General features: G+C 34.4%; 20 protein-coding genes. 11 read left to right on the top strand and 9 right to left on the bottom strand.

Features of this window, described 5'->3' with window-relative positions:
• Nucleotides 1-24 precede the first annotated feature (24 nt).
• The gene (gene carB / locus GGR32_RS00280; RefSeq protein WP_183475445.1) at nucleotides 25-2877 is read right to left on the bottom strand and encodes a carbamoyl-phosphate synthase large subunit; all 2853 of its coding nucleotides are present in this window, start codon (nucleotides 2875-2877) and stop codon (nucleotides 25-27) included.
• Between the two features lie 93 nt (nucleotides 2878-2970).
• Nucleotides 2971-3129: a 50S ribosomal protein L34 gene (gene rpmH / locus GGR32_RS00275; RefSeq protein ID WP_183475444.1), complete on the bottom strand. Its 159-nt coding sequence runs from the start codon at nucleotides 3127-3129 to the stop codon at nucleotides 2971-2973.
• Nucleotides 3130-3274: 145 nt separating this feature from the next.
• On the opposite strand from rpmH, the gene GGR32_RS00270 reads away from it, so the two are divergent.
• Nucleotides 3275-3790 carry a DUF2892 domain-containing protein gene (locus GGR32_RS00270; protein ID WP_183475443.1) on the top strand — a complete coding sequence of 172 codons (516 nt, stop codon included), beginning with the start codon at nucleotides 3275-3277 and terminating at the stop codon, nucleotides 3788-3790.
• A 16-nt stretch (nucleotides 3791-3806) separates the two neighbouring features.
• On the opposite strand, the gene cls is transcribed toward GGR32_RS00270, so the two are convergent.
• From cls to GGR32_RS00255, 3 genes are read right to left on the bottom strand one after another with little or no spacing between them, the layout of a single operon-like run.
• Nucleotides 3807-5261 (bottom strand): cardiolipin synthase, encoded by a 1455-nt coding sequence (cls, locus tag GGR32_RS00265; protein WP_183475442.1) that lies wholly within the window; start codon nucleotides 5259-5261, stop codon nucleotides 3807-3809.
• A gap of 44 nt (nucleotides 5262-5305) precedes the next feature.
• Nucleotides 5306-6277 carry a lytic transglycosylase domain-containing protein gene (locus GGR32_RS00260; protein WP_183475441.1) on the bottom strand — a complete coding sequence of 324 codons (972 nt, stop codon included), beginning with the start codon at nucleotides 6275-6277 and terminating at the stop codon, nucleotides 5306-5308.
• A gap of 23 nt (nucleotides 6278-6300) precedes the next feature.
• Entirely contained in the window at nucleotides 6301-6969 is a 669-nt protein-coding gene (locus tag GGR32_RS00255; protein WP_183475440.1) for an alpha/beta hydrolase family protein, read from the bottom strand.
• Between the two features lie 122 nt (nucleotides 6970-7091).
• Here GGR32_RS00255 and GGR32_RS00250 point away from each other — a divergent pair, with 122 nt between their 5' ends.
• Entirely contained in the window at nucleotides 7092-7388 is a 297-nt protein-coding gene (locus GGR32_RS00250; RefSeq protein WP_183475439.1) for a GNAT family N-acetyltransferase, read from the top strand.
• Between the two features lie 3 nt (nucleotides 7389-7391).
• Here the strand turns inward: GGR32_RS00250 and mtaB are convergent, their stop codons facing one another.
• Nucleotides 7392-8723 (bottom strand): tRNA (N(6)-L-threonylcarbamoyladenosine(37)-C(2))-methylthiotransferase MtaB, encoded by a 1332-nt coding sequence (gene mtaB / locus GGR32_RS00245; protein WP_183475907.1) that lies wholly within the window; start codon nucleotides 8721-8723, stop codon nucleotides 7392-7394.
• A gap of 103 nt (nucleotides 8724-8826) precedes the next feature.
• On the opposite strand from mtaB, the gene GGR32_RS00240 reads away from it, so the two are divergent.
• Nucleotides 8827-10443 (top strand): ABC transporter substrate-binding protein, encoded by a 1617-nt coding sequence (locus GGR32_RS00240; RefSeq protein WP_221403664.1) that lies wholly within the window; start codon nucleotides 8827-8829, stop codon nucleotides 10441-10443.
• On the opposite strand, the gene mltG is transcribed toward GGR32_RS00240, so the two are convergent.
• From mltG to dapF, 3 genes are read right to left on the bottom strand one after another with little or no spacing between them, the layout of a single operon-like run.
• Entirely contained in the window at nucleotides 10444-11487 is a 1044-nt protein-coding gene (mltG, locus tag GGR32_RS00235; RefSeq protein WP_183475438.1) for an endolytic transglycosylase MltG, read from the bottom strand.
• Nucleotides 11477-12007 carry a GNAT family N-acetyltransferase gene (locus tag GGR32_RS00230; RefSeq protein WP_183475437.1) on the bottom strand — a complete coding sequence of 177 codons (531 nt, stop codon included), beginning with the start codon at nucleotides 12005-12007 and terminating at the stop codon, nucleotides 11477-11479. Before GGR32_RS00230 ends, mltG begins: the two co-directional genes overlap by 11 nt.
• Complete coding sequence (gene dapF / locus GGR32_RS00225; protein ID WP_183475436.1) at nucleotides 12001-12783, bottom strand: diaminopimelate epimerase; 783 nt, start codon at nucleotides 12781-12783, stop codon at nucleotides 12001-12003. Before dapF ends, GGR32_RS00230 begins: the two co-directional genes overlap by 7 nt.
• Nucleotides 12784-12910: 127 nt before the next feature.
• Between dapF and GGR32_RS00220 the strand changes: the two genes are divergently transcribed.
• The 8 genes from GGR32_RS00220 (at nucleotide 12911) to GGR32_RS00185 (ending at nucleotide 21603) form a co-directional block, all read left to right on the top strand.
• Complete coding sequence (locus GGR32_RS00220) at nucleotides 12911-14335, top strand: S1C family serine protease (RefSeq protein ID WP_183475435.1); 1425 nt, start codon at nucleotides 12911-12913, stop codon at nucleotides 14333-14335.
• A gap of 145 nt (nucleotides 14336-14480) precedes the next feature.
• Nucleotides 14481-15929 carry a glyceraldehyde-3-phosphate dehydrogenase gene (locus GGR32_RS00215; protein WP_183475434.1) on the top strand — a complete coding sequence of 483 codons (1449 nt, stop codon included), beginning with the start codon at nucleotides 14481-14483 and terminating at the stop codon, nucleotides 15927-15929.
• Nucleotides 15930-16019: 90 nt separating this feature from the next.
• A complete protein-coding gene (locus tag GGR32_RS00210) occupies nucleotides 16020-16523 on the top strand; it encodes a tetratricopeptide repeat protein (RefSeq protein ID WP_183475433.1) in 504 nt (167 codons plus the stop codon).
• A 79-nt stretch (nucleotides 16524-16602) separates the two neighbouring features.
• Nucleotides 16603-17184, top strand: coding sequence for a hypothetical protein (locus tag GGR32_RS00205; protein ID WP_183475432.1), 582 nt, complete (start codon nucleotides 16603-16605; stop codon nucleotides 17182-17184).
• A gap of 10 nt (nucleotides 17185-17194) precedes the next feature.
• Nucleotides 17195-17881: a tRNA (guanosine(37)-N1)-methyltransferase TrmD gene (gene trmD, locus GGR32_RS00200; RefSeq protein ID WP_183475431.1), complete on the top strand. Its 687-nt coding sequence runs from the start codon at nucleotides 17195-17197 to the stop codon at nucleotides 17879-17881.
• Between the two features lie 92 nt (nucleotides 17882-17973).
• Entirely contained in the window at nucleotides 17974-18327 is a 354-nt protein-coding gene (rplS, locus tag GGR32_RS00195) for a 50S ribosomal protein L19 (protein WP_183475430.1), read from the top strand.
• A 172-nt stretch (nucleotides 18328-18499) separates the two neighbouring features.
• On the top strand, nucleotides 18500-20725 hold the full coding sequence (locus tag GGR32_RS00190; RefSeq protein ID WP_183475429.1) for an NADP-dependent isocitrate dehydrogenase: 2226 nt from the start codon (nucleotides 18500-18502) through the stop codon (nucleotides 20723-20725).
• A 152-nt stretch (nucleotides 20726-20877) separates the two neighbouring features.
• The gene (locus GGR32_RS00185) at nucleotides 20878-21603 is read left to right on the top strand and encodes a hypothetical protein (RefSeq protein ID WP_183475428.1); all 726 of its coding nucleotides are present in this window, start codon (nucleotides 20878-20880) and stop codon (nucleotides 21601-21603) included.
• Nucleotides 21604-21605 lie beyond the last annotated feature (2 nt).

The following is a 21605-nucleotide window of genomic DNA, read 5'->3' as shown; positions in this document are numbered from 1 at the left end:
TTTTATGCTTAAATTTTAAGCGACTTATTGTGTTAAGTACATTTTACGACGAGCATATAAATCGTAAAAATCATCATCTTTTAAATCTTTAATAAATAAAATACTTTCGCCTGTACTTTTCATTTCAGGTCCTAATTGTTTATTTACTTTCGGGAATTTATTAAATGAGAATACTGGTTGTTTAATTGCATACCCTTCTAATTTTGGGTTAAAATCAAAATCGGTAACCTTTTTCCCTAACATTACTTTTGTTGCGTAATTCACATAAGGTTCGCCATAAGCTTTTGCGATAAACGGAACCGTTCTTGAAGCCCTTGGGTTTGCTTCGATAATGTATACTTTATCATCTTTTATAGCAAACTGAATGTTTATTAAACCTACTGTTTCTAAAGCTAAGGCTATTTTTTTGGTATGGTCTTTTATTTGCTGAAGTACCAAATCACCTAAATTAAACGGTGGTAATAAAGCATTAGAGTCGCCCGAGTGTATTCCACAAGGTTCTATATGCTCCATAATTCCTATAATATATACATTTTCTCCATCGCAAATAGCATCGGCTTCAGCTTCGATAGCTCCATCTAGGTAATGGTCTAACAGGAGTTTATTGTTTGGTATTTTATTTAATAAATCTACCACATGTGCTTCTAATTCTCGCTCGTTGATAACAATTTTCATTCCTTGTCCTCCTAATACATAAGATGGTCTTACTAATATTGGGAAATCTAATTCTTTAGCTAAGGCAAGTGCTTCATCGGCATTTTCGGCTGTTCCAAAATCTGGATAAGGAATATCGTTTTCTTTTAGCAAGGTAGAAAAACTACCTCTATCTTCTGCTAGATCTAAAGCACGATAGCTTGTGCCCATAATTTTTATACCGTATCTATCTAATTTTTCGGCAAGTTTTAGTGCGGTTTGCCCTCCTAGCTGAACAATTACGCCTTCTGGTTTTTCATGACGAATTATATCATAGATATGTTCCCAAAATACAGGTTCAAAATAAAGTTTATCGGCTGTATCAAAATCTGTCGAAACTGTTTCTGGGTTACAGTTTATCATGATGGTTTCGTAGCCTTCTTCTGCAGCGGCCAAAACTCCGTGCACACAGCAATAATCAAATTCTATCCCTTGTCCAATTCGGTTTGGTCCAGAACCTAATACTATAATTTTCTTTTTATCAGAAACTTTACTTTCGTTATCGGTATAACGCTTACCATCTGGGGTTTCTATTTCGTTTTCAAAGGTAGAATAGTAATAAGGTGTTTGTGCTTCAAACTCGGCTGCACAAGTATCTACCAATTTATAAACACGGTTAATGTTTAATTCTTCTCGTTTTTTATAAACTTCGCTTTCTAAGCAATTTAGCATGTGTGCTATTTGGCGATCTCCATAGCCTTTTTGTTTGGCTTCTAATAGAATATCGTGAGGAATAGTATCAATAGTATAATTGCTAGAAATTTCTTTTTCTAACCTATATAACTCTTCATACTGTTTTAAGAACCACATATCTATTTTTGTAATCTCATGGATTCTGCTTAAAGGAATTCCTAACTGGATAGCATCGTAAAGTACAAAAACGCGATCCCAACTTGGGTTTTTAAGCTTTTCTATAATGGTATCGTAATCGGTATATCCTTTACCATCGGCTCCTAATCCGTTACGTTTAATTTCTAACGATTGTGTTGCTTTATGTAGAGCTTCTTGGAACGAACGTCCTATCCCCATTACCTCGCCTACAGATTTCATTTGTAGTCCTAAAGTTCTTTCAGAACCTTCAAATTTATCAAAATTCCAACGTGGTATCTTTACAATTACATAATCTAAAGTTGGCTCAAATAAAGCCGATGTTGTTTTTGTAATTTGGTTATCCAACTCATCTAATGTATAACCTATTGCTAGTTTTGTAGCAATTTTAGCGATAGGGTATCCTGTAGCTTTAGAAGCCAAGGCTGATGAACGAGAAACACGTGGGTTAATTTCTATCGCTATAATATCTTCTTTTTCATCTGGGCTTACTGCAAATTGCACGTTACAACCTCCAGCAAAATCTCCGATGCTTCGCATCATTTTTATAGCCATATCTCGCATGCGCTGGAAAGTTGAATCGCTAAGTGTCATTGCTGGCGCTACGGTAATAGAATCTCCTGTATGGATTCCCATTGGATCCATATTTTCTATCGTACAGATAATAACTACATTGTCATTACTGTCGCGCAACAACTCTAACTCATATTCTTTCCAACCTAACAGTGCTTTATCGATAAGTACTTCGTGAATTGGAGAAGCCTCTAAACCTCTTGTAAGAAGTTCATCGAAGGTATCTGCATCATGCACAAAAGAAGCTCCTGTTCCTCCTAAGGTAAACGATGGTCTAATTACCAGAGGAAACCCAAATTTTTGAGCTATTTCTTTACCTTTTAAAAATGATGTTGCTGTTTCTGCAGGAGCAACAGGAATATTTATTTTTTGCATAAGTCCCTTAAACTCCTCACGATCTTCGGTAATATTGATGGCTGCAATATCTACCCCTATTATTTTCACATTAAAATCTTCCCAAATTCCTTTTTCATCAGCTTCTATACATAGGTTTAATGCGGTTTGCCCTCCCATAGTAGGTAATACGGCATCGATTTGCGGATGTGCTTTTAGTATCTCTATAATCGATTTGGTTGTTAGGGGCTTTAGGTACACATGATCCGCCATAGACGGGTCTGTCATAATGGTTGCTGGATTGGAATTTATAAGGATTGTTTCTATCCCATCTTCACGTAAAGAACGTAAGGATTGGCTACCAGAATAATCAAATTCGCAGGCTTGACCGATGATTATTGGCCCAGAACCAATAATTAAAATACTTTTTAAGTTGTTATTTTTAGGCATCTTAGGGAAAATTTAGGTATTATATGAGGTTAAGATATAAAAAAAGGCGTTACCCATAAGTAACACCTTTTCTATTTTATAACAATACAATCATTATTTTTTGTGACGAAGTTCTGAAGATACAGAAAGTTTTTTTCTTCCTTTAGCTCTTCTTCTAGCAAGGACTTTTCTTCCGTTAACGCTTGCCATACGCTCTCTAAATCCGTGCTTATTTTTTCTTTTTCTTTTTGAAGGTTGAAACGTTCTTTTCATTGCTAAATTATCTTTAAAGTCCTTTACTTCTATTTTAAAACTGCGTGCAAATATACAACATCTTTTATGCTTTACAAGTCTATTTTAAAATATTTTTAGATTTGTTTTTATTATCTTTGCATTTTGAAAAATAAAACCCCTTTGTATGTTCAACAAAAATATTAAATTAGTTTTAGCCGTAGCCGCATTTGCTCTAGCCATTTATCAGTTTTATGAAGGTTATATTGGTAACGGAATTCTGTTAATTTTATTGGCTGGTATTTTTGTATTTCTATATTTTAAAAATGAAATTATACTTTTAGCATTTTTACGTTTACGTAAACAAGATTTTGAAGGTGCTAAGAAATGGCTTTCTAAAATTAAAAATCCAGAAGCTGCTTTGGTTACAAAGCAACAAGGTTATTACAACTATTTACACGGGTTAATGTTATCGCAAACCAATATTTCTCAGGCAGAAAAATACTTGCGAAAAGCTTTAAAATTGGGTCTTTCGATGAAACAAGACGAGGCAATGGCTCGTTTAAACCTTGCAGGAATTGCAATGACTAAGCGAAGAAAAAGAGAGGCACAAATTTACCTTAATGAAGCTAAAAAACTAGATAAAAACAACATGCTTACCGACCAAATACGTATGATGAAGGAACAAATGAAGCGTATTTAAGCGTTTTTAATTTAAGCTATAATAGAGGAGCCCACAATCGGCTAAAAGATTCTTTTATTTTTTTGGTACGAGAGCGTTGCCGCCAAGCTGCTAAAGTTAGCATTTCTGCATCTTGCAAATCCTTGTGGTAAATTTCGTACATTTTTGCGGTTGTTTCTTTATGATAGATTAAAGCATTTATTTCAAAGTTAATTTCAAAGCTTCTATAATCCATGTTCGATGTTCCTATGCTGGAAAAATTATCATCTACCAGCATGACTTTAGCATGTATCATTCCTTTTGTATAACGAAAAACTTTAACTCCCGAACGTAGTAATTGCTCTATGTAGGAGTTTGTTGCATAGGTAGCTGTCCAAGTATCGCCTTGTTTAGGGATAAGTACTTGCACTTCTACTCCTCGTCTGCTTGCTGTAGTTAATGCGGTAAGTATTTGCTCGTTAGGAATAAAGTAAGGGGTAGTAATTACAATTTGCTTTGTAGCGGTATTTATTGCGGTAAATAGAGCTTCCATAATATGCGGAAAACTAGAGTCTGGACCACTTGCTACTAATTGCACAGGAATATTGCCTTGCTTTTCTATTTCTGGAAAAAAATCGTCGGTTATTTGTATTTCTGTTTTAGAAACAAAATTCCAATTTAATAAAAACTGCGATTGCAACAGCTTTACAACATCTCCTGATACTTTTATGTGTGTGTCTCGCCAATAGGTTTTGTTTTCTAAATTAGCATAATTATCACTAATGTTTATGCCTCCTAAATAGCCTATCTCCCCGTCTATAATTGCAATTTTACGGTGATCTCTATAATTTAATTTCCGTGTTAAACGGGAGAATAACACTGGCATAAACGGGTAATGCTCTACCCCTGCTGCACTGAGTTTTTGTTTTGTTTTCCTACTTAGTTTACTTCCTACATCATCGTAACTTAAACGTACTTGGATGCCTTGTTTTGCCTTTTGGCAAATAATATCTATAAACGCTAATCCTGTGGTGTCATCTTTTATAATATAGTATTCTAAATGTATGTGCTTTTTCGCGTTACATAAATCTTGATAGAGACTTTTAAATTTTTCTTCGCCATTTATTAAGATTTTTACTTCGTTATCTAAAACAAGAGGTTTATATTGATTTCGCTGAACAAGTTTGACTATTTTTATTTTGTTTTCGAGTAGATTTTCTGTTAACTTTTCTAATTGTAATGTTGATAGCTTTAACCGTTCTTCCCATTTTTTTATGGTAGGGCTACTAAAAACCATTTTACGTTGAAACATTTTACTTTTTCTGTACTCTGTTCCAAAAAAGTAATACACGATTAAGCCGACAAAAGGAAAAGTTATTAATACTAATATATAAGAAATAGTACGTATAGGATTCCTATTGTTGCTTATAATAAATAAAGCCACAACAAAGGCGGTTAAGTAATTTAACCCTAATAAAATTGGCCAGAGGTTATGTTGTATAAAATCTAACATATTTTTCAACCCTCTCTACATACAATCTCTTTATCGCTTATAAATTAGCTTTGCGGATTGTAGGTATAATAACCTTTTTGAGGGATTTTAAGCTGGTAGGTTTTTCTAGATTTATTATTTAAATGCGCTTCGCGCAACCAAGGGTTATGTATTTTTAAAATTTTGTAGTTTATACCAAGTTCTTTTGCAAAACTTGCAAAGTTTGTTACGGCTGTATCTACACTAATTTCTTTTGTTGGGATATATTGGTACATATCCCTTTCGGTAAAATTAAACCCATATTTTTCTGGGTTCGATAAGATTTCTTTCAGGGCTACAATTCTAAACACATAACGCCCTGTTTCTGTATTTAATAATAAATCATAATAACCTTCTACTTCTTGACGCTCTTGCTGGCGTTCTATCCCTGCTCTTCCTGCATTATAGGATGCGGCAGCTAATGTCCAACTTCCAAATTTTTCTTTGGCTTCTTTTAGGTATTGGCAAGCTACTTCTGTTGCTTTTTCTATATGGTAGCGTTCATCTACATTGTCGTTAATTTCGAGACCATATTCTCGTCCTGTGGCCTTCATAATTTGCCAAACTCCTGTTGCTCCTGCTGGCGAAACCACTTGCATTAAACCACTTTCTGCAATAGCTAGGTATTTAAAATCGTCTGGGATTCCGTTTTTTTCTAAAATAGGTTCTATAATCGGGAAATATTTATGTGCTCTTTTCACTAATAATAATCCATTAGACTGCCAATAGGTGTTTACTAAAAACTCTCTATCTAAACGTTCTTTAATATCTGGATTTTCTACAGGTACGGGTTCTCCAGCAAAATTTACATCTTGCGGTAAAGGCAACGCATATACATTATAATCTTTCACAAAACTTACCATGGTAGTATCGGCTGGCGACTTTCCTTTATGCGAGGTTTCGGTTTTTTTTGTTGTATTAACGTTTACTGCTTGCACTAATATCCCTACAATTGCTGCAAAACCTACAAAAATTAATGTGTTTTTAAAAAATCTCATTCTATTTATTTCTATTTTAATCTTTAACTAGCTAGTATAAGTGGTAAATTTCTATTAAACCAACGGTATTTATATATAATCATAGCATGTGTACCGTTTTTTAACGTGATGCAATTTTCAATGTTTTTAATAGGGAAAACGGCATCTTTATCGCCATGTATATGTATTATACCAGGTATTTCTTTTTCCTGATTCCATAATACAACTTGTGCGATGGACCAATCTAAATATTTTTTATCATCTACAGATAAGTATCGTTTATACAATTTTGCTTTTTTTTGTGTTGTTTTCCCCACTGGTAACTGTTCTAACTTATCTATATGCTTTGCTAAACTTGTGGGTAAAATCTTATAAAGTCCTGTATTCTTAGCAAACTTCATACCCGCAGGAAGTTCGTGCTTTGTTTTAACAGACGAAATAATAACAAGCTTTCTTACCGCTATAACTTTACTCATTTCTTGCACAATAATCCCCCCGAAAGAAACCCCTATTAAAATTGGTGTTTTGTGTTTTACATTCTCCAACAAACGCAATACATAATCCGAGAGTGTTTCATCATCATTTGGTATTATCCAATCTAAGTAATGTAACCTATATTTATCTTCAGGTAACTTTATATATTCAAAAATACTTGTATTTGCTGCCATTCCTGGCATAAAATATACATGAATTACTTCCTCTTTAACTGCCATAATCTTTTAACTATATAGATTGGGAAAATTGTAGTATCTTTATAGCGAGGTTTTTAAAAAGTTATACAATTTGATTTTTATTCATCTAAACACTTTGTAAAGTTACCTAAAATATTGTACAAATGGAAAACTTAAGCTTAATAGATAACGAATTTTTAAGACAATTTGAAGTAGAAAAAGGTAAAGAAAAAATTATTTTAGAGTATGTACGCCAAGAACGTAAAATTTTCTTAACTAAGTTAAAATTTAATAGCGAGCTTATCTCCGATTCTGAGGTTAATATTTTTTTAGGTGCTGTTTTTAATAAAATAAGGGAATACCGTTTACGCATTGTTCCTACAAGTCCCGAGGTTGCAAAATTCTTCAGAAAAAACAAAAATACGTATAAAGATTTAATCCCAATCGGGATTAGTATTTAGTGCTTATTTTTCGTTTACAAACTCAAAACGCACCAAACCATCTTCATCTATTTCTGTAAGTTTTACAAGGTGTAATGTGTTTACGTATGTAGGGTTCCATGGCATTTTTACTTTTACATAATTCTCTGTAAAACCATGAATGTAGCCTTCTTTGTTTTCTCCTTCAAAAAGCACTTCTAAGGTATTACCTAATTGACGCTCATAAAAAGCTCTACGCTTTTTAACCGAAAGTCCTCTAAGCATTTTGCTTCGTTTTTTACGCACATTTTGTGGTACAACCCCATCCATTTTATCGGCTGGTGTATTCGCTCGCTCTGAATAAGTAAAAACATGCAGGTAAGAAATATCTAGGTCTGCTAAAAAATTATAGGTTTCTAGAAAACGTTCATCGGTTTCTCCCGGAAAACCTACAATTACATCTACTCCTATACATGCATCGGGCATGGTTTGTTTAATTTTCTTAACTCGTTCTTGGTATAACTCCCGCATATACCTCCTACGCATAAGTTTTAATAAATGGTTACTCCCGCTTTGTAAAGGAATATGAAAATGAGGTACAAAAGTTCTGCTTTTAGAAACAAAATCTATGGTTTCATCTTTTAGCAAATTTGGTTCGATAGACGATATTCTTAATCGCTCTATCCCTTCTACTTTATCCAATGCCTCTACTAAATCTAAAAAGGTATGTTCATGGCGTTTATTACCAAACTCCCCTTTTCCGTAATCTCCAATATTAACTCCTGTAAGAACAATTTCTTTAATCCCTTGAGCAGAAATATCGGCTGCATTTTGCAAAACATTTTCTAAGGTATCGCTTCGAGAAATCCCTCTTGCCAAAGGTATTGTACAATAGGTACATTTATAATCGCACCCATCTTGAACTTTTAAGAAAGCCCGAGTACGATCTCCTATAGAATAGGAACCTACGTAAAAATCGGCTTCAGAAATTTCACAGGAATGTACCTCCCCAAAATCATTCTTGGTTAAATCGTTTAAGTAATCGGTGATATTAAATTTTTCGGTAGCTCCTAAAACCAAATCCACACCATTTACATCGGCCAATTCTTCAGGTTTTAATTGCGCATAACAACCTATAGCGATTACAAAAGCATCGGCATTGCTTTTTTGCGCCTGCTTCACAATGGTTTTGAAACGCTTATCGGCATTTTCGGTAACACTACAGGTATTAATTACGTAAACATCTGCTTTTTCCGAAAAATCTACACGATTAAAGCCTTCGTTTTCAAAAGAACGCGCAATGGTTGATGTTTCTGAAAAGTTTAATTTACATCCTAATGTATAAAAAGCTACATTTTTTGTTTCGGTAATATTCATATCCCTGACCTCTTCTTTCGTAATCTTTTTAGTATAATTGTAATGCATAAAGCTACACTAAAAAGCGGGTGCAAAAATACTATTTTAATTTGGTAAAATAAAATTGAAAACTTTTTTTAGAAACATACCTGTCAATCGCTTAGTTTTAGGATTAAGTCTGTGTTTATTTTTTGCTTGTAAAGAAGATAGCAAGCTCACAAAAGATCATTTGGTTTTCAGGTATAATGAGCACGCCAATATTAGCTCGTTAGATCCTGCTTTTGCAAAAGACCAACGCAACATTTGGGCATGCAATCAACTATACAACAGCTTAGTTAGGTTAAACGACAGCTTACAGGTAGAACCAGACTTGGCTAAAACTTGGAACATAAGCGAAGACCAAAAAACCTATACGTTTTTCTTACAAAAGGAAGTATTTTTTCATCAGCACCCTATTTTTGGTAAAGATTCTACTCGCGCATTTCTTGCTAAAGATGTAGTCTATAGTTTTAACCGCCTTAGGTCTCCTAAAATTGCATCGCCTGGTAGTTGGGTTATGCAAAGTGTTGAGGAAGTAATAGCCATAAACGATTCTGTTGTAAAAATCAGACTAAAAGAAGCCTTCCCTGCTTTTTTAGGCTTACTATCCATGAAGTTTTGCTCTGTAGTTCCTACAGAGATGGAAAACCTTGATTTTAGAAGCTCCCCCATTGGTACAGGACCATTTTATTTTAAACGCTGGAAAGCCAATGAAAAGCTTGTATTTAGGAAAAATAAACGTTATTTTGAAAAAGATGAAAACGGCGAGCAACTTCCTTATTTAGAAGCTGTAGCCATTACTTTTCTCCCTGATAAACAGAGTGAATTTCTACAATTTATTCAAGGAAATTTAGATTTTTTAAGTGGTTTAGACCCTTCATACAAAGATGAAATTATTACTGCTAAAGGTAAACTCCGAAAAAAACATGCCTCAAAAATTGCTATGCAAAAAACGCCTTACCTAAACACCGAGTACTTAGGCATTTTTTTAGAAGGCAACAACCCTGCCTTAGCTTCTGCTAAAATTAGAAAAGCAATCAACATTGGGTTTGATAGGCAAAAAATGGTTACTTACTTAAGAAATGGTATCGGAATTCCTGCCAATTACGGGTTTATTCCTAAAGGTTTACCTGGTTTTTCTGATAAAATATATTACACCTATCAACCTGAAAAAGCTAAAGCCCTAGTAACTGCTTACCACAAAGAAACAGGAAAAACACCTCAGATAAAAATTAGCACCAATGCTTCATACCTGGATTTATGCGAATATATCCAACAAGAGTTACGGCATATTGGTATTCAGGTAGAAATAGAAATAATGACTCCTTCCACGTTACGCCAACAACGCTCGGCAGGGAAGTTAGAATCGTTTAGAGCCAGTTGGATTGCCGATTATCCCGATGCCGAAAATTACCTTTCGTTATTTTACAGTAAAAATTTTAGTCCGAACGGCCCCAATTACACGCATTTTTCTGACTCTGCTTTTGATGCTTTGTATGAAAAAGCAAAATATACCGATGATAGCAACAAAAGACAACAGCTTTACAAGCAAATGGATGCTATTATTATGAATAAGGCTCCTATTGTTCCGTTATATTACGACGAGGTTGTTAGGTTTAAACAAAGTAATGTGCAAGGTTTAGGAATTAACCCCATTAACTTACTCAACTTAAGCAGAGTAAAAAAAACACCTGGAAATTAATTACCTATTTATTCCCATTTTATTTATCCAACTTATATAATGTTGGCGGTTACGGTTATGCTCTGCTAGGTTTCTCCCAAAAAGATGATAGCCTGGTTTTTTTGGGTTTGCCACAAAATAATAATACTGATGCTGCTCATAATCTAAAACGGCATCTATAGCAGAAATATCAGGCATAGCAATAGGTCCTGGAGGCAGCGTATTATATTTATATGTATTGTAAGGAGAATCTATTTCTAAATCTTTATACAACACCCGCTTTATTACCGTATCAAAATCGTTACGTTGCTTTTTAAGCGCGTAAATTACCGTTGGATCCGCATCGAGTTTCATGCCTTTGTTATACCTATTCATATAAACTCCGGCTACACGTGGGCGTTCATCTATTTGTACCGTTTCTTTTTGAACAATAGAAGCTATCACCATTACTTGCTTAGGTGTTAGGTTATTTTTTTTGGCTTTAGCCATACGTTTATCATTCCAAAAACGTTTATATTCCTGTAACATTCTAGCCCTAAACTCATCAGCAGAAGTGTTCCAATAAAATTCATATTGATTAGGAATATACATCCCTAAGGCATTTGCTAAAGTAAATTTTTGTTGCGCTAAAAATGTAGAATCGGTAAAACTTTTAAGCAAACTAATGCTATCTGTTTCAATTTGACTCGCAATACGCCCTGCGAGATTTTCTAAACGTTCTTGATTATTAAATGTAACTTTTACAGGCACATTTTTACTACGTAAGGTATTGATAAGCTCATTGTTATTCATCCCTTTTTTTAGAATAAACCTCCCTGGTTTTATATGTTTATGGTAAGCTTTTTTTTCTGCTATTCGCGAAAAACTAGCCATATCTTTTACATAAGGCTTAAGTTGTTTTTTTACCGTTGTAAAATTTGCATCGGTAGGAATTAACACAACGGCCTCTGGTTCTTGAAATGCTGTATTAGGAGTAAAAATCTGATTATAAACATAGTAACTAAAACCGCCCAATGCTATAATCCCCATGATAGCAATAATAAAAAGTATTTTTTTAATGTACATTATTAACGTATTGATATAAAAGTTCGTTTGTAAAAGTTCCGTTTGTAAAGTTCCAGTCTTTTTTGACTCCAGAAAGCACAAATCCTTGTTGTGTAAATAGTTTTATACTGGCGTTGTTTTCTTCTTCTATATTTGCATAAACTTGGTGCAATTGCAAGTGCTTAAAACAATAATTACATAATAAGTTTAGTGCTTGCTTTCCGTAGCCTTTTCCCCTATGGTAAGGTTCTAAAATTAATATTCCTATTCCGGCACGCTTATTTTTAGGGTCGAAATCAAAGACATCGATAAAGCCTATAGTTTCTTTAGTTAATGTTTCGATAACCAAACGAAGCTGTTTTACTTCATAAATATCTAAATGTGCATTTTCTAAATAGTGCTTTAAAATATGTTTTGAAAAAGGCGTTTGTGTTTGACTCAGCCCCCAAAGCTGCTCGGTATTTTCCGCCTTAAATAAGAAATCTAAATCCTCTGGCTCTAATGCTCGCAAACGCACTAAATCTCCTCGTAATGTTAGCATGTTATCTCTCCTTTAAAAACCATTGTTGCAGCTCCAGAAAGCCATACATCTTGATAACCTGTTTCTGTTTTGGTAAATTTTACATTTAGATTTCCTCCTTGAGTAACTAATTGTACTGGACACGTTGCTAATTTGTTAACCAAGTAACTTACCAAAGCAACTGCTGTAGCTCCTGTTCCGCAAGAAAGCGTTTCATCCTCCACCCCACGCTCGTATGTACGAAGGTAAGCTTTCCCTTCTTTTATTTCTGCAAAATTTACATTAACCCCTTTTAAAGGTGAATAAATGGCATGATTTCTAAGTTCTTTTCCTTTAGTATAAACATCAAAATCTGCCAAATTTTCTATAAACTCAACATGATGCGGAGAGCCTGTATCTATAAAATACCCTAACTCATTTTGTTGTACAGTTGCTGTATTTTTCATTTGCAGTTGAATCTCGTTAGGCGTAATTACAGCCTGATGTTCCCCGTCGATAGCGGTAAAAAAAGCACTATTATTAACAACCCCTAATTGCTCGGCAAAACGAACAATACATCTTCCGCCATTTCCGCACATGGTGCTTTCATTACCATCGGCATTAAAATACACCATTTTAAAATCATACTTAGCCTCTGTTGGGTTTTCTAATAATATGAGTCCATCTGCACCTATGCCAAATTTACGATCGCATAATTTTGCTATAAGTTTGGTATCATTTTTGAATGTTTTGTCACGATTATCCAGCATGATAAAATCGTTACCTGTTCCTTGATATTTATAGAATTCCAACTGCATATATAAAAAATAAGTGGGACAAATATACAATTTTCATCAAGAAGTAAGCTACGTTAAAAATGCGTTAATCAGAATCCTATAAAAAATCTTATTTTATAATTTAGTTCACTATAAAACTCTTAAAAGCATGAAAAAATTCACTAGTCTACTTATCGTTGCTATATTAGGCGGAGTTATTAGCCTAGGAACCTACAAATTATTCGAACCCAAACAAGAAGACAACAACACTTCTACCCTACTAACAACCGCAAATACAAATCCTGATACTTCTCGTGTTTTTCGGTTGCCTACTTCGCCTGTAAATCATAACAATACAGCATTGGCCAATTTAGATATCGATTTTACAAAAGCGGCCAACGAAACCGTACATGCTGTTGTCCATGTAAAAAATGTAAGCATTGGCAGAGCACCCCGAACAATCTCGGAATACATGATGGGGATGCGTGCAGGAAAAAGATTACAAGGCGCTGGTTCTGGAGTTATAATTACACCTAATGGCTATATTGTAACTAACAACCATGTCATAAAAGGAGCTAACGAAATTGAAGTTACCCTAAACAACAACCTCACCTACAAAGCAAAATTAATAGGCAGCGACCCGCAAGCAGATATTGCCTTAATAAAAATTGAAGCCGAAGAACTGGATTACCTCCCTTTTGGCGATAGCGACCAAGTTAAAATTGGCGAATGGGCGCTTGCCGTAGGAAACCCATTTAACCTTACTTCTACTGTAACCGCAGGAATAATTAGCGCCAAAGGAAGAGACTTAAACGATAGCGACACACAAATGCAATCTTTTATTCAGACCGATGCAGCCATAAACCCAGGAAATAGCGGAGGAGCCTTGGTAAACACAAGAGGTGAATTAATAGGGATAAACACCGCCATTAGCTCACAAACAGGAAGCTATATTGGGTATGGATTTGCCGTTCCTAGTAATAATGCCAAGAAAATTGTAGAAGATTTATTAGAATACGGAGATGTACAACAAGCCATTATAGGAATTACTGGCGGAACTATTAATCCTGAAATAGCCGAAAACAAAAACATCAGCATCACACAAGGTGTCTATATAGATAGTGTGTCGGATGGTGCAGAAGCTGCAGGACTTCAACACGGAGATTTAATTACGGCTATTGATAACATTAATGTTAGAAAAATATCGGACCTCACAGCTTATATACGTACCAAACGCCCTAACGACATCGTAAAAATTAAATACATAAGACAAGGAAACGTAAAACAGACCGATGTAAAACTTACTAAGTATGAAACGTACACACTAGATTTTGCTAACATAGAAGTTACCAACGCAAATAAAACATACCTTGCCGAATTTAAGGCAGATTATGGGGTAAGAATATCAAAAACATTAAGCAGAGATTTCCAGATACCTAAAGACCAATACATAATAACAGCCATTAACAACTACAAAATTAACAGTGTAACAGACGTTAAAAATATTTTAGAACAAACCCCAGAACACAAACGCATTACCTTAACCTTTCAGAACAGAAAAGGCTACCAAGAGAGTTACACTTTCAGGCATTAATCACTAAAAAACAACCATTTACAACAAACAGAAATTCCTTTAAATATGTTTTATAAGGAATTTCTGTTTCTTACTTCTATAAATACAATATTTAGTTATTTTTGCAAAGCAACTTAAAACCAAATAGTAACACAACATTAGTAAAATGAGTAACAACCAAGATTACGAAAAAGAGCTAGCATTTCAAGCAGACCGCAGGAAAGCAACGGTAGAATTCATTAAAATAATTAACGATTTATGGTACGATAAAGCCATCGAATTAGTTATTTTCAGAAATTCAATTATAGACAAAAGCGTTAGTGAAATTTTAAACCTTCACGAATATGCTGCAGAATTTGTAGAAAAACCAATCTCTATCTTCGATACGGTAGAAATTGCCAAAGCTATAAAAACCCTAGACCTACCTCCTGCACGATTAGATGTAGGAAAATTAACCTACGAGTATCAATTAGAATTAGATAAATACAATAGTGCAACAGCATTTGTATCGGCTAAATTAGCAGAGGCAAAAGACGTAGAAGACATCACCCCTAAAGATGTTGTATTATACGGTTTTGGACGTATAGGAAGGCTATTAGCCAGAGAACTAATGACTAAAGCAGGAAAAGGAAACCAATTACGTTTACGTGCAATTGTTGTGCGTGGCAACATTGATAAAACAGTATTAGAAAAACGCGCATCTTTACTTGCTAGCGATTCTGTACATGGTGATTTTTCTGGTGTTATTACTATAGATGAAGAGAAAAAAGCCTTTATTATAAACGGAACCACGGTTCACCTAATTTCTGCCAATCAACCCGAAGATATCGATTATACCCAATACGGTATCAACGATGCTTTAATTATCGATAACACAGGAGCCTTTAGAGATGAAGAAGCCCTTAGTAGACATTTAAAATCTGTAGGAGCTAAAAAAGTATTATTAACAGCTCCAGGAAAAGGTGTTCCTAACATTGTACATGGCGTAAACCATACAGATTATGATCCTGACACAATAGATATTTTTTCTGCAGCATCGTGTACAACCAATGCTATCACTCCTATCTTAAAAGTAATTGAAGATAATTTAGGGTTGAAAAACGGACACCTAGAAACTATACATGCCTATACTAACGACCAAAACTTGGTGGATAATATGCACAAAAAATACCGCAGAGGTCGTGCAGCAGCATTAAACATGGTAATTACAGAAACAGGTGCAGGAAAAGCAGTTGCCAAAGCATTACCTGGGTTAGAAGGTAAATTAACCTCAAATGCTATTAGAGTTCCTGTTCCTAATGGTTCTTTAGCTATTTTAAACCTTAACTTAGAAAAAGCAACAGAGCTTAATGCACTAAACAATTTAATGAAAAAATACGCGTTAGAAAGCGATTTAGTAGAGCAAATTAAGTACTCAATTGATAACGAATTAGTATCATCAGACATTATCGGGTCGTCGGCTCCTTCTATATTTGATAGTAAAGCCACTATTGTTACCGAGGATGGAAAAAATGCTGTACTTTACATCTGGTACGATAACGAGTATGGATATAGTCACCAAGTAATACGTCTTGCTAAATACATTGCTAAAGTACGCAGATTTACCTACTATTAATAGTTAAACAGTTAAATTACAAAGAGACTTCCTGATAGTAAAACCTATCGGGAAGCTCTTCTTTCTTTTTTAAAATAAAAACATATCATTATGGATAATAGCGTAATGCTAGAGGAAATGCTAAATAATGCCAATACCGCTATAAAAGAAAACAGATACGAAGATGCCTCATCTATCCTAGAAGAAATTATAAGTATAGACCCTAATTTCGGAAAAGCATACAACCACTTAGCTTACTTATATGATACCAAATTTAGAGCTTACGAGAAAGCAGAAACACTCTACACCCTCTGTTTAGAAAAATCTCCAGAATACCCTCCTTTATATTATAATTTTGCAATGTTACTTTCTAACTTAGAAAAATGGGAAGATTTAAAAAATTTACTCGATAAAGCTATCCATGTAGTTGGCATTACAAAATCTACCATTTACAATGAATATGGCATTATGTATGAGCAACAAAACAAATTTGACACTGCTATAGAATATTATAAAAAAAGTGCACTCTCTACCATTGATAACAATGCATTAAAACGCATTAAAACATCTATAGACAGAACTAAGCAAAAAAAAGCAATTCATTACGATCTATAGTTTTTTTTACACTACCTTTACAATAAGCCTTATAAATTGGCGTTGTTGAACACACACCATAACCATCAACCCCACAACAATGTTTAAAAACACCTTATTACTCTTATTTTTAAGTATTTCTTTTATACTTAACGCACAACAACCAGAAGAAGCTTCCAAAAACAGTATCGATTCTCAATTTACTGAGCTAATGGAATCTTCTAACAATTATAAAAATTTTAAAGTTGTAAAAACATCGCAACTAAATCAGCTTAAAAGAAATACAAATAAAGAAATAGCCAATCTTAACGAAAAAATAAATACTTCCGAAGCTACAATCCAAGAACAGCAAAAGGAAATAACAAGCCTAAAAGGTAAACTTGCCGATATCCAAAAGCAATTAACCGATGTAACACAAGAAAAAGATGACATTGTCTTTTTAGGAATTGCAACACAAAAAGCAGTTTACAAAAATATTATGTGGGGACTTGTTTTTGTTCTAATTCTTATCCTTGCATTCTTCATTTACCAGTATAAAAAAAGCAATAGCATTACAAAAGAAGCGCGCCATAAACTTCAAGAAACCGAGGAAGAATTTGAAGAATATCGAAAAAACGCGTTAGAAAAACAGCAAAAATTAGGTAGAATGCTACAAGACGAGAAAAATAAATCTCAAAAATAAATCTTTTCCTATGCGCATAGATATCATTAGCGTTGTTCCAGCTATACTCGAAAGCCCTTTTAATGCTTCTATTCTTAAACGTGCTATCGAAAAAAAATTAGTAGAAATCCACCTACACAACCTACGTGATTACACTGCTGATAGCTATAAACAAATAGACGACTATCAGTTTGGAGGCGGTGCAGGTATGGTTATGATGATCGAGCCTATAGATAAATGCATTAGTAAACTTAAAACTGAACGCCATTACGATGAAATAATCTACATGACGCCAGACGGAAAAACCTTAAATCAGCAAACAGCAAACGAGCTTTCCTTAAGAAAAAACATCATTATTCTTTGTGGGCACTATAAAGGGGTAGACCAACGTGTTCGGGATCACTTTATTACCAGAGAAATTTCTATAGGCGATTACGTACTCTCTGGTGGCGAACTAGGAGCAGCCGTACTTTGCGATGCCGTTATTAGGCTTCTCCCTGGAGTTTTAGGCAACGAAACCTCTGCCCTAACCGATTCTTTCCAAGACAACTTATTAGCACCTCCTATTTACACAAGGCCTGCAAACTATAAAGGTTGGGAAGTACCCGAGATACTCACCAGTGGTAACACACCAAAAATAGAAACTTGGCGAGAAGAACAAGCCTATAAACGAACCGCAGAAAAACGCCCCGATCTTTTAAGAGATTTTGAGGAATAAATAAAAAAAAACATTACATTTGCACTCGCAAAATTAACCTCTGACGAAAATCGTGCTATGTTGATTTGCTTACACTTATATAACTTATAACTATGGAATCGTTAATTAAATTTGTACAAGACGAATTTGTAACCAAAAAAGATTTTCCAGAATTTTCTGCAGGAGACACTATCACCGTGTATTACGAGATTAAAGAAGGGGCTAAAACCCGTACTCAGTTTTACCGTGGTGTAGTAATCCAAAAGAAAGGTAGCGGATCTTTACAAACCTTTACTATTCGTAAAATGAGTGGTACGGTTGGTGTAGAGCGTATTTTCCCTATCAACTTACCAGCACTTCAAAAAATCGAAGTAAACAAACGAGGTAAAGTACGTAGAGCACGTATCTTCTACTTTAGAAACCTTACTGGTAAAAAAGCAAGAATTAAAGAACGTCGTATGAAATAATACTTTGTACGTTTTTCGAAAAGCTTCCATAAACGGAAGCTTTTTTTATACCATTTATCCTTAACAAAACAACCAAAATTAATCGTTAAAATATGTATCTTTGTTCTGTCTTTTTTTCTTATCAAGAACAAGATAATTTTAACTATTAATAATTCTATAAACTAAAATACCCATGGCAGAAAAAGCAAAAATTATTTATACTAAAACCGACGAAGCTCCATACTTAGCAACACATTCGCTGTTACCTATTATAAAATCATTTACTGCTTCTTCTGATATAAATATCGAAACAAAAGATATTTCCTTAGCAGGGCGTATTCTTGCTGTTTTTCCTGAATACCTAACAGAAAACCAACGCACACCAGATGCTTTAGCAGAACTTGGCGAACTCGTTAAAAAACCAGAAGCCAACATTATAAAACTACCTAACATTAGCGCTTCTATTCCGCAATTAAAAACAGCAATAGAAGAGCTGCAAAATAAAGGTTATAAATTACCTAACTACCCAGACGAGCCACAAACAGATGATGAAAAACTCATCAAAGCAAAATACGATAAAGTAAAGGGAAGCGCTGTAAACCCTGTTCTACGAGAAGGAAACTCAGACCGTAGAGCCCCAAAAGCGGTAAAAAATTACGCAAAAAACAATCCGCACCGCATGGGCGAATGGAAAAAAGATTCTAAAACCCATGTAGCCACTATGACAAGTGGAGATTTCCGTGCAAACGAAAAATCGATAACTACCAATAAAGCTTGTGCCATAGATATCGTTCTTACCGATACCGATGGAAATACACATATGCTTAAAGAAAAACTTCAGCTTCAAGCTAAAGAAATTATCGATGCTACTGTAATGAGTAAAAAAGCACTTTTAACATTCTTAGAAGAGCAAATTAAAGATGCTAAAGATAAAAATGTACTTTTCTCTTTACACATGAAAGCCACAATGATGAAGGTTTCTGACCCTATTATATTTGGGCATGCGGTAAAAGTTTTCTTTAAAAGCTTATTTGATAAGTTTGGGAAAGAACTTAAAGAAGCTGGAGCAGATCCAAATAGCGGTTTAGGAGATGTTTTGGAAGCGATAAAACATTTACCAAAAGCTACCCGCAAAGAGGCTGAAAAAGAGATTGACCTTATTTTTGCAAACAGTCCAGATATTGCCATGGTAAACTCAGACAAAGGCATCACAAACCTTCATGTACCTAGCGATATCATCATCGATGCATCTATGCCTGCCATGATAAGAACATCTGGGCAAATGTGGAATAAAAACAACGAAACTCAGGACACAAAAGCTGTAATTCCCGACAGCAGTTATGCAGGTTTATATGAAGCTACTATCGAATTCTGTAAAGAAAACGGAGCTTTTGATCCTACCACCATGGGAACGGTTCCTAATGTTGGGCTAATGGCACAAAAAGCAGAGGAATATGGTTCTCACGACAAAACTTTTGAAATCGCTAAAAACGGTAGAGTTGATGTGATAGACCATGAAACAAAAGAAGTTTACCTTAGCCATACAGTAGAAGCCGGAGATATCTGGAGAATGTGTCAAGTTAAAGACGCTCCTGTTAAAGATTGGGTTAAACTTGCCATATCTCGTGCAAAAGATACTGGTTGGCCAGCAATATTTTGGTTAGACCAAGAAAGAGCACACGATGCCGAAATCATTAAAAAAGTAAATGAATATTTAAAAGATTTTGATACTAACGGATTAGATATTAAAATCTTATCTCCTATAGAAGCGACAAAATACACCTTAAAACGTGTAAAAGCAGGCGAAAATACAATCTCTGTAACGGGTAATGTTTTAAGAGATTACTTAACTGACCTTTTCCCTATTTTAGAATTAGGTACTAGTGCAAAAATGCTCTCGATTGTACCTTTAATGAATGGCGGAGGCTTATTTGAAACTGGTGCAGGAGGTTCTGCCCCAAAACACGTTCAGCAATTCCTAGAAGAAGGTCACCTGCGTTGGGATTCTCTTGGTGAGTTTTTAGCATTAGCTGTTTCATTAGAGCATTTAGGAAAAACCCATAACAATCCTAAAGCATTGGTATTAGCCGAAGCGTTAGATGAAGCAACAAACAAGCTTCTTGAAAACAAAAAATCGCCTTCACGAAAAGTAAATGAACTAGATAACCGCGGAAGCCACTTCTATTTAGCAATGTATTGGGCACAAGCATTAGCTTCTCAAAATGAGAATAGCGAACTTAAAGAAGAGTTTATGCCTATTGCTAAATACATGGAAGAAAATGAAGCTCAAATTATTGAAGAGTTAACTCAGGCACAAGGTCATAAAGTTTCTATAGACGGTTATTATAAGCCAGATGAGACACTTGTTTACAAAGAAATGAGAGCTAGTGAAACTTTAAATAAAACGATAGAAGCCTAAAAGAAACTTATAATCCTATTTTAAAACCCTCATTATACAAATACACATAATGAGGGTTTTTCTTTTTAAAAAATTCACATTTAACATTATGTTAATCATAAAACGAGTATTTTTGTATTTTATAAGAATATTCACTTTTATTATATTAATAAATGTTAAAAAAAACAAGTATATCGATTCTACTAATTGCAATATTCTTTTTAGAATCAAACAGTTATGCCCAAACAGGAATCAATATAATAGAGCCAAAAGCTACACTAGATGTAGTTGCTAAATCTCCTTCAGGGCAAAACACGCATACTGACGGAATATTAATACCTAGGATAGACAGAGAAAGGGCGCAGTTTATGACTGACATTGAAAATTCTACCTTGGTTTACATAGACAATAGTGTTACAGGTACACAAACAGGTAAAGCAGAATACATAAACAGTGAAGATTTCTATTACTGGAAAGCAAACATAGTAGGCGGAATAGACCAAGGCAAATGGATAAAACTAATTCCAAGCAATACTGCTCCTAGCTTTTTTTATATGCCCTCTATAGTATTACCTACTTCCGAATTAGATAGCAGAATTATCAATATCAGTAATACCAACTATATTTACGATAGCGTTACCAAAGTTTTCTCCGTAAATTTATATACTATTTTTAGCAATCAATTTTCTACCCCTATTGCAAAAAGCAATACCAATACAGAGTTAACTTCTTTTGTTCTTCCTACAGCTACACAATACGACTATTTTGTTACCTATGCAGATACCGCTGTTTTTGAACAAATAACATTAGACGAAAATGGTATCCTAACTTATAAAGTAAAAGAAAACAGTATTATCAGAAACGGCTCATTCATGAACATCGTTTTAAAATTAAACTAATT

Source organism: Mesonia hippocampi (assembly GCF_014197445.1).
Taxonomy (GTDB): domain Bacteria; phylum Bacteroidota; class Bacteroidia; order Flavobacteriales; family Flavobacteriaceae; genus Mesonia; species Mesonia hippocampi.
The sequence above is the reverse complement of the archived record's forward strand: the minus strand, read 5'-3'. Positions and strand labels throughout refer to the sequence as shown.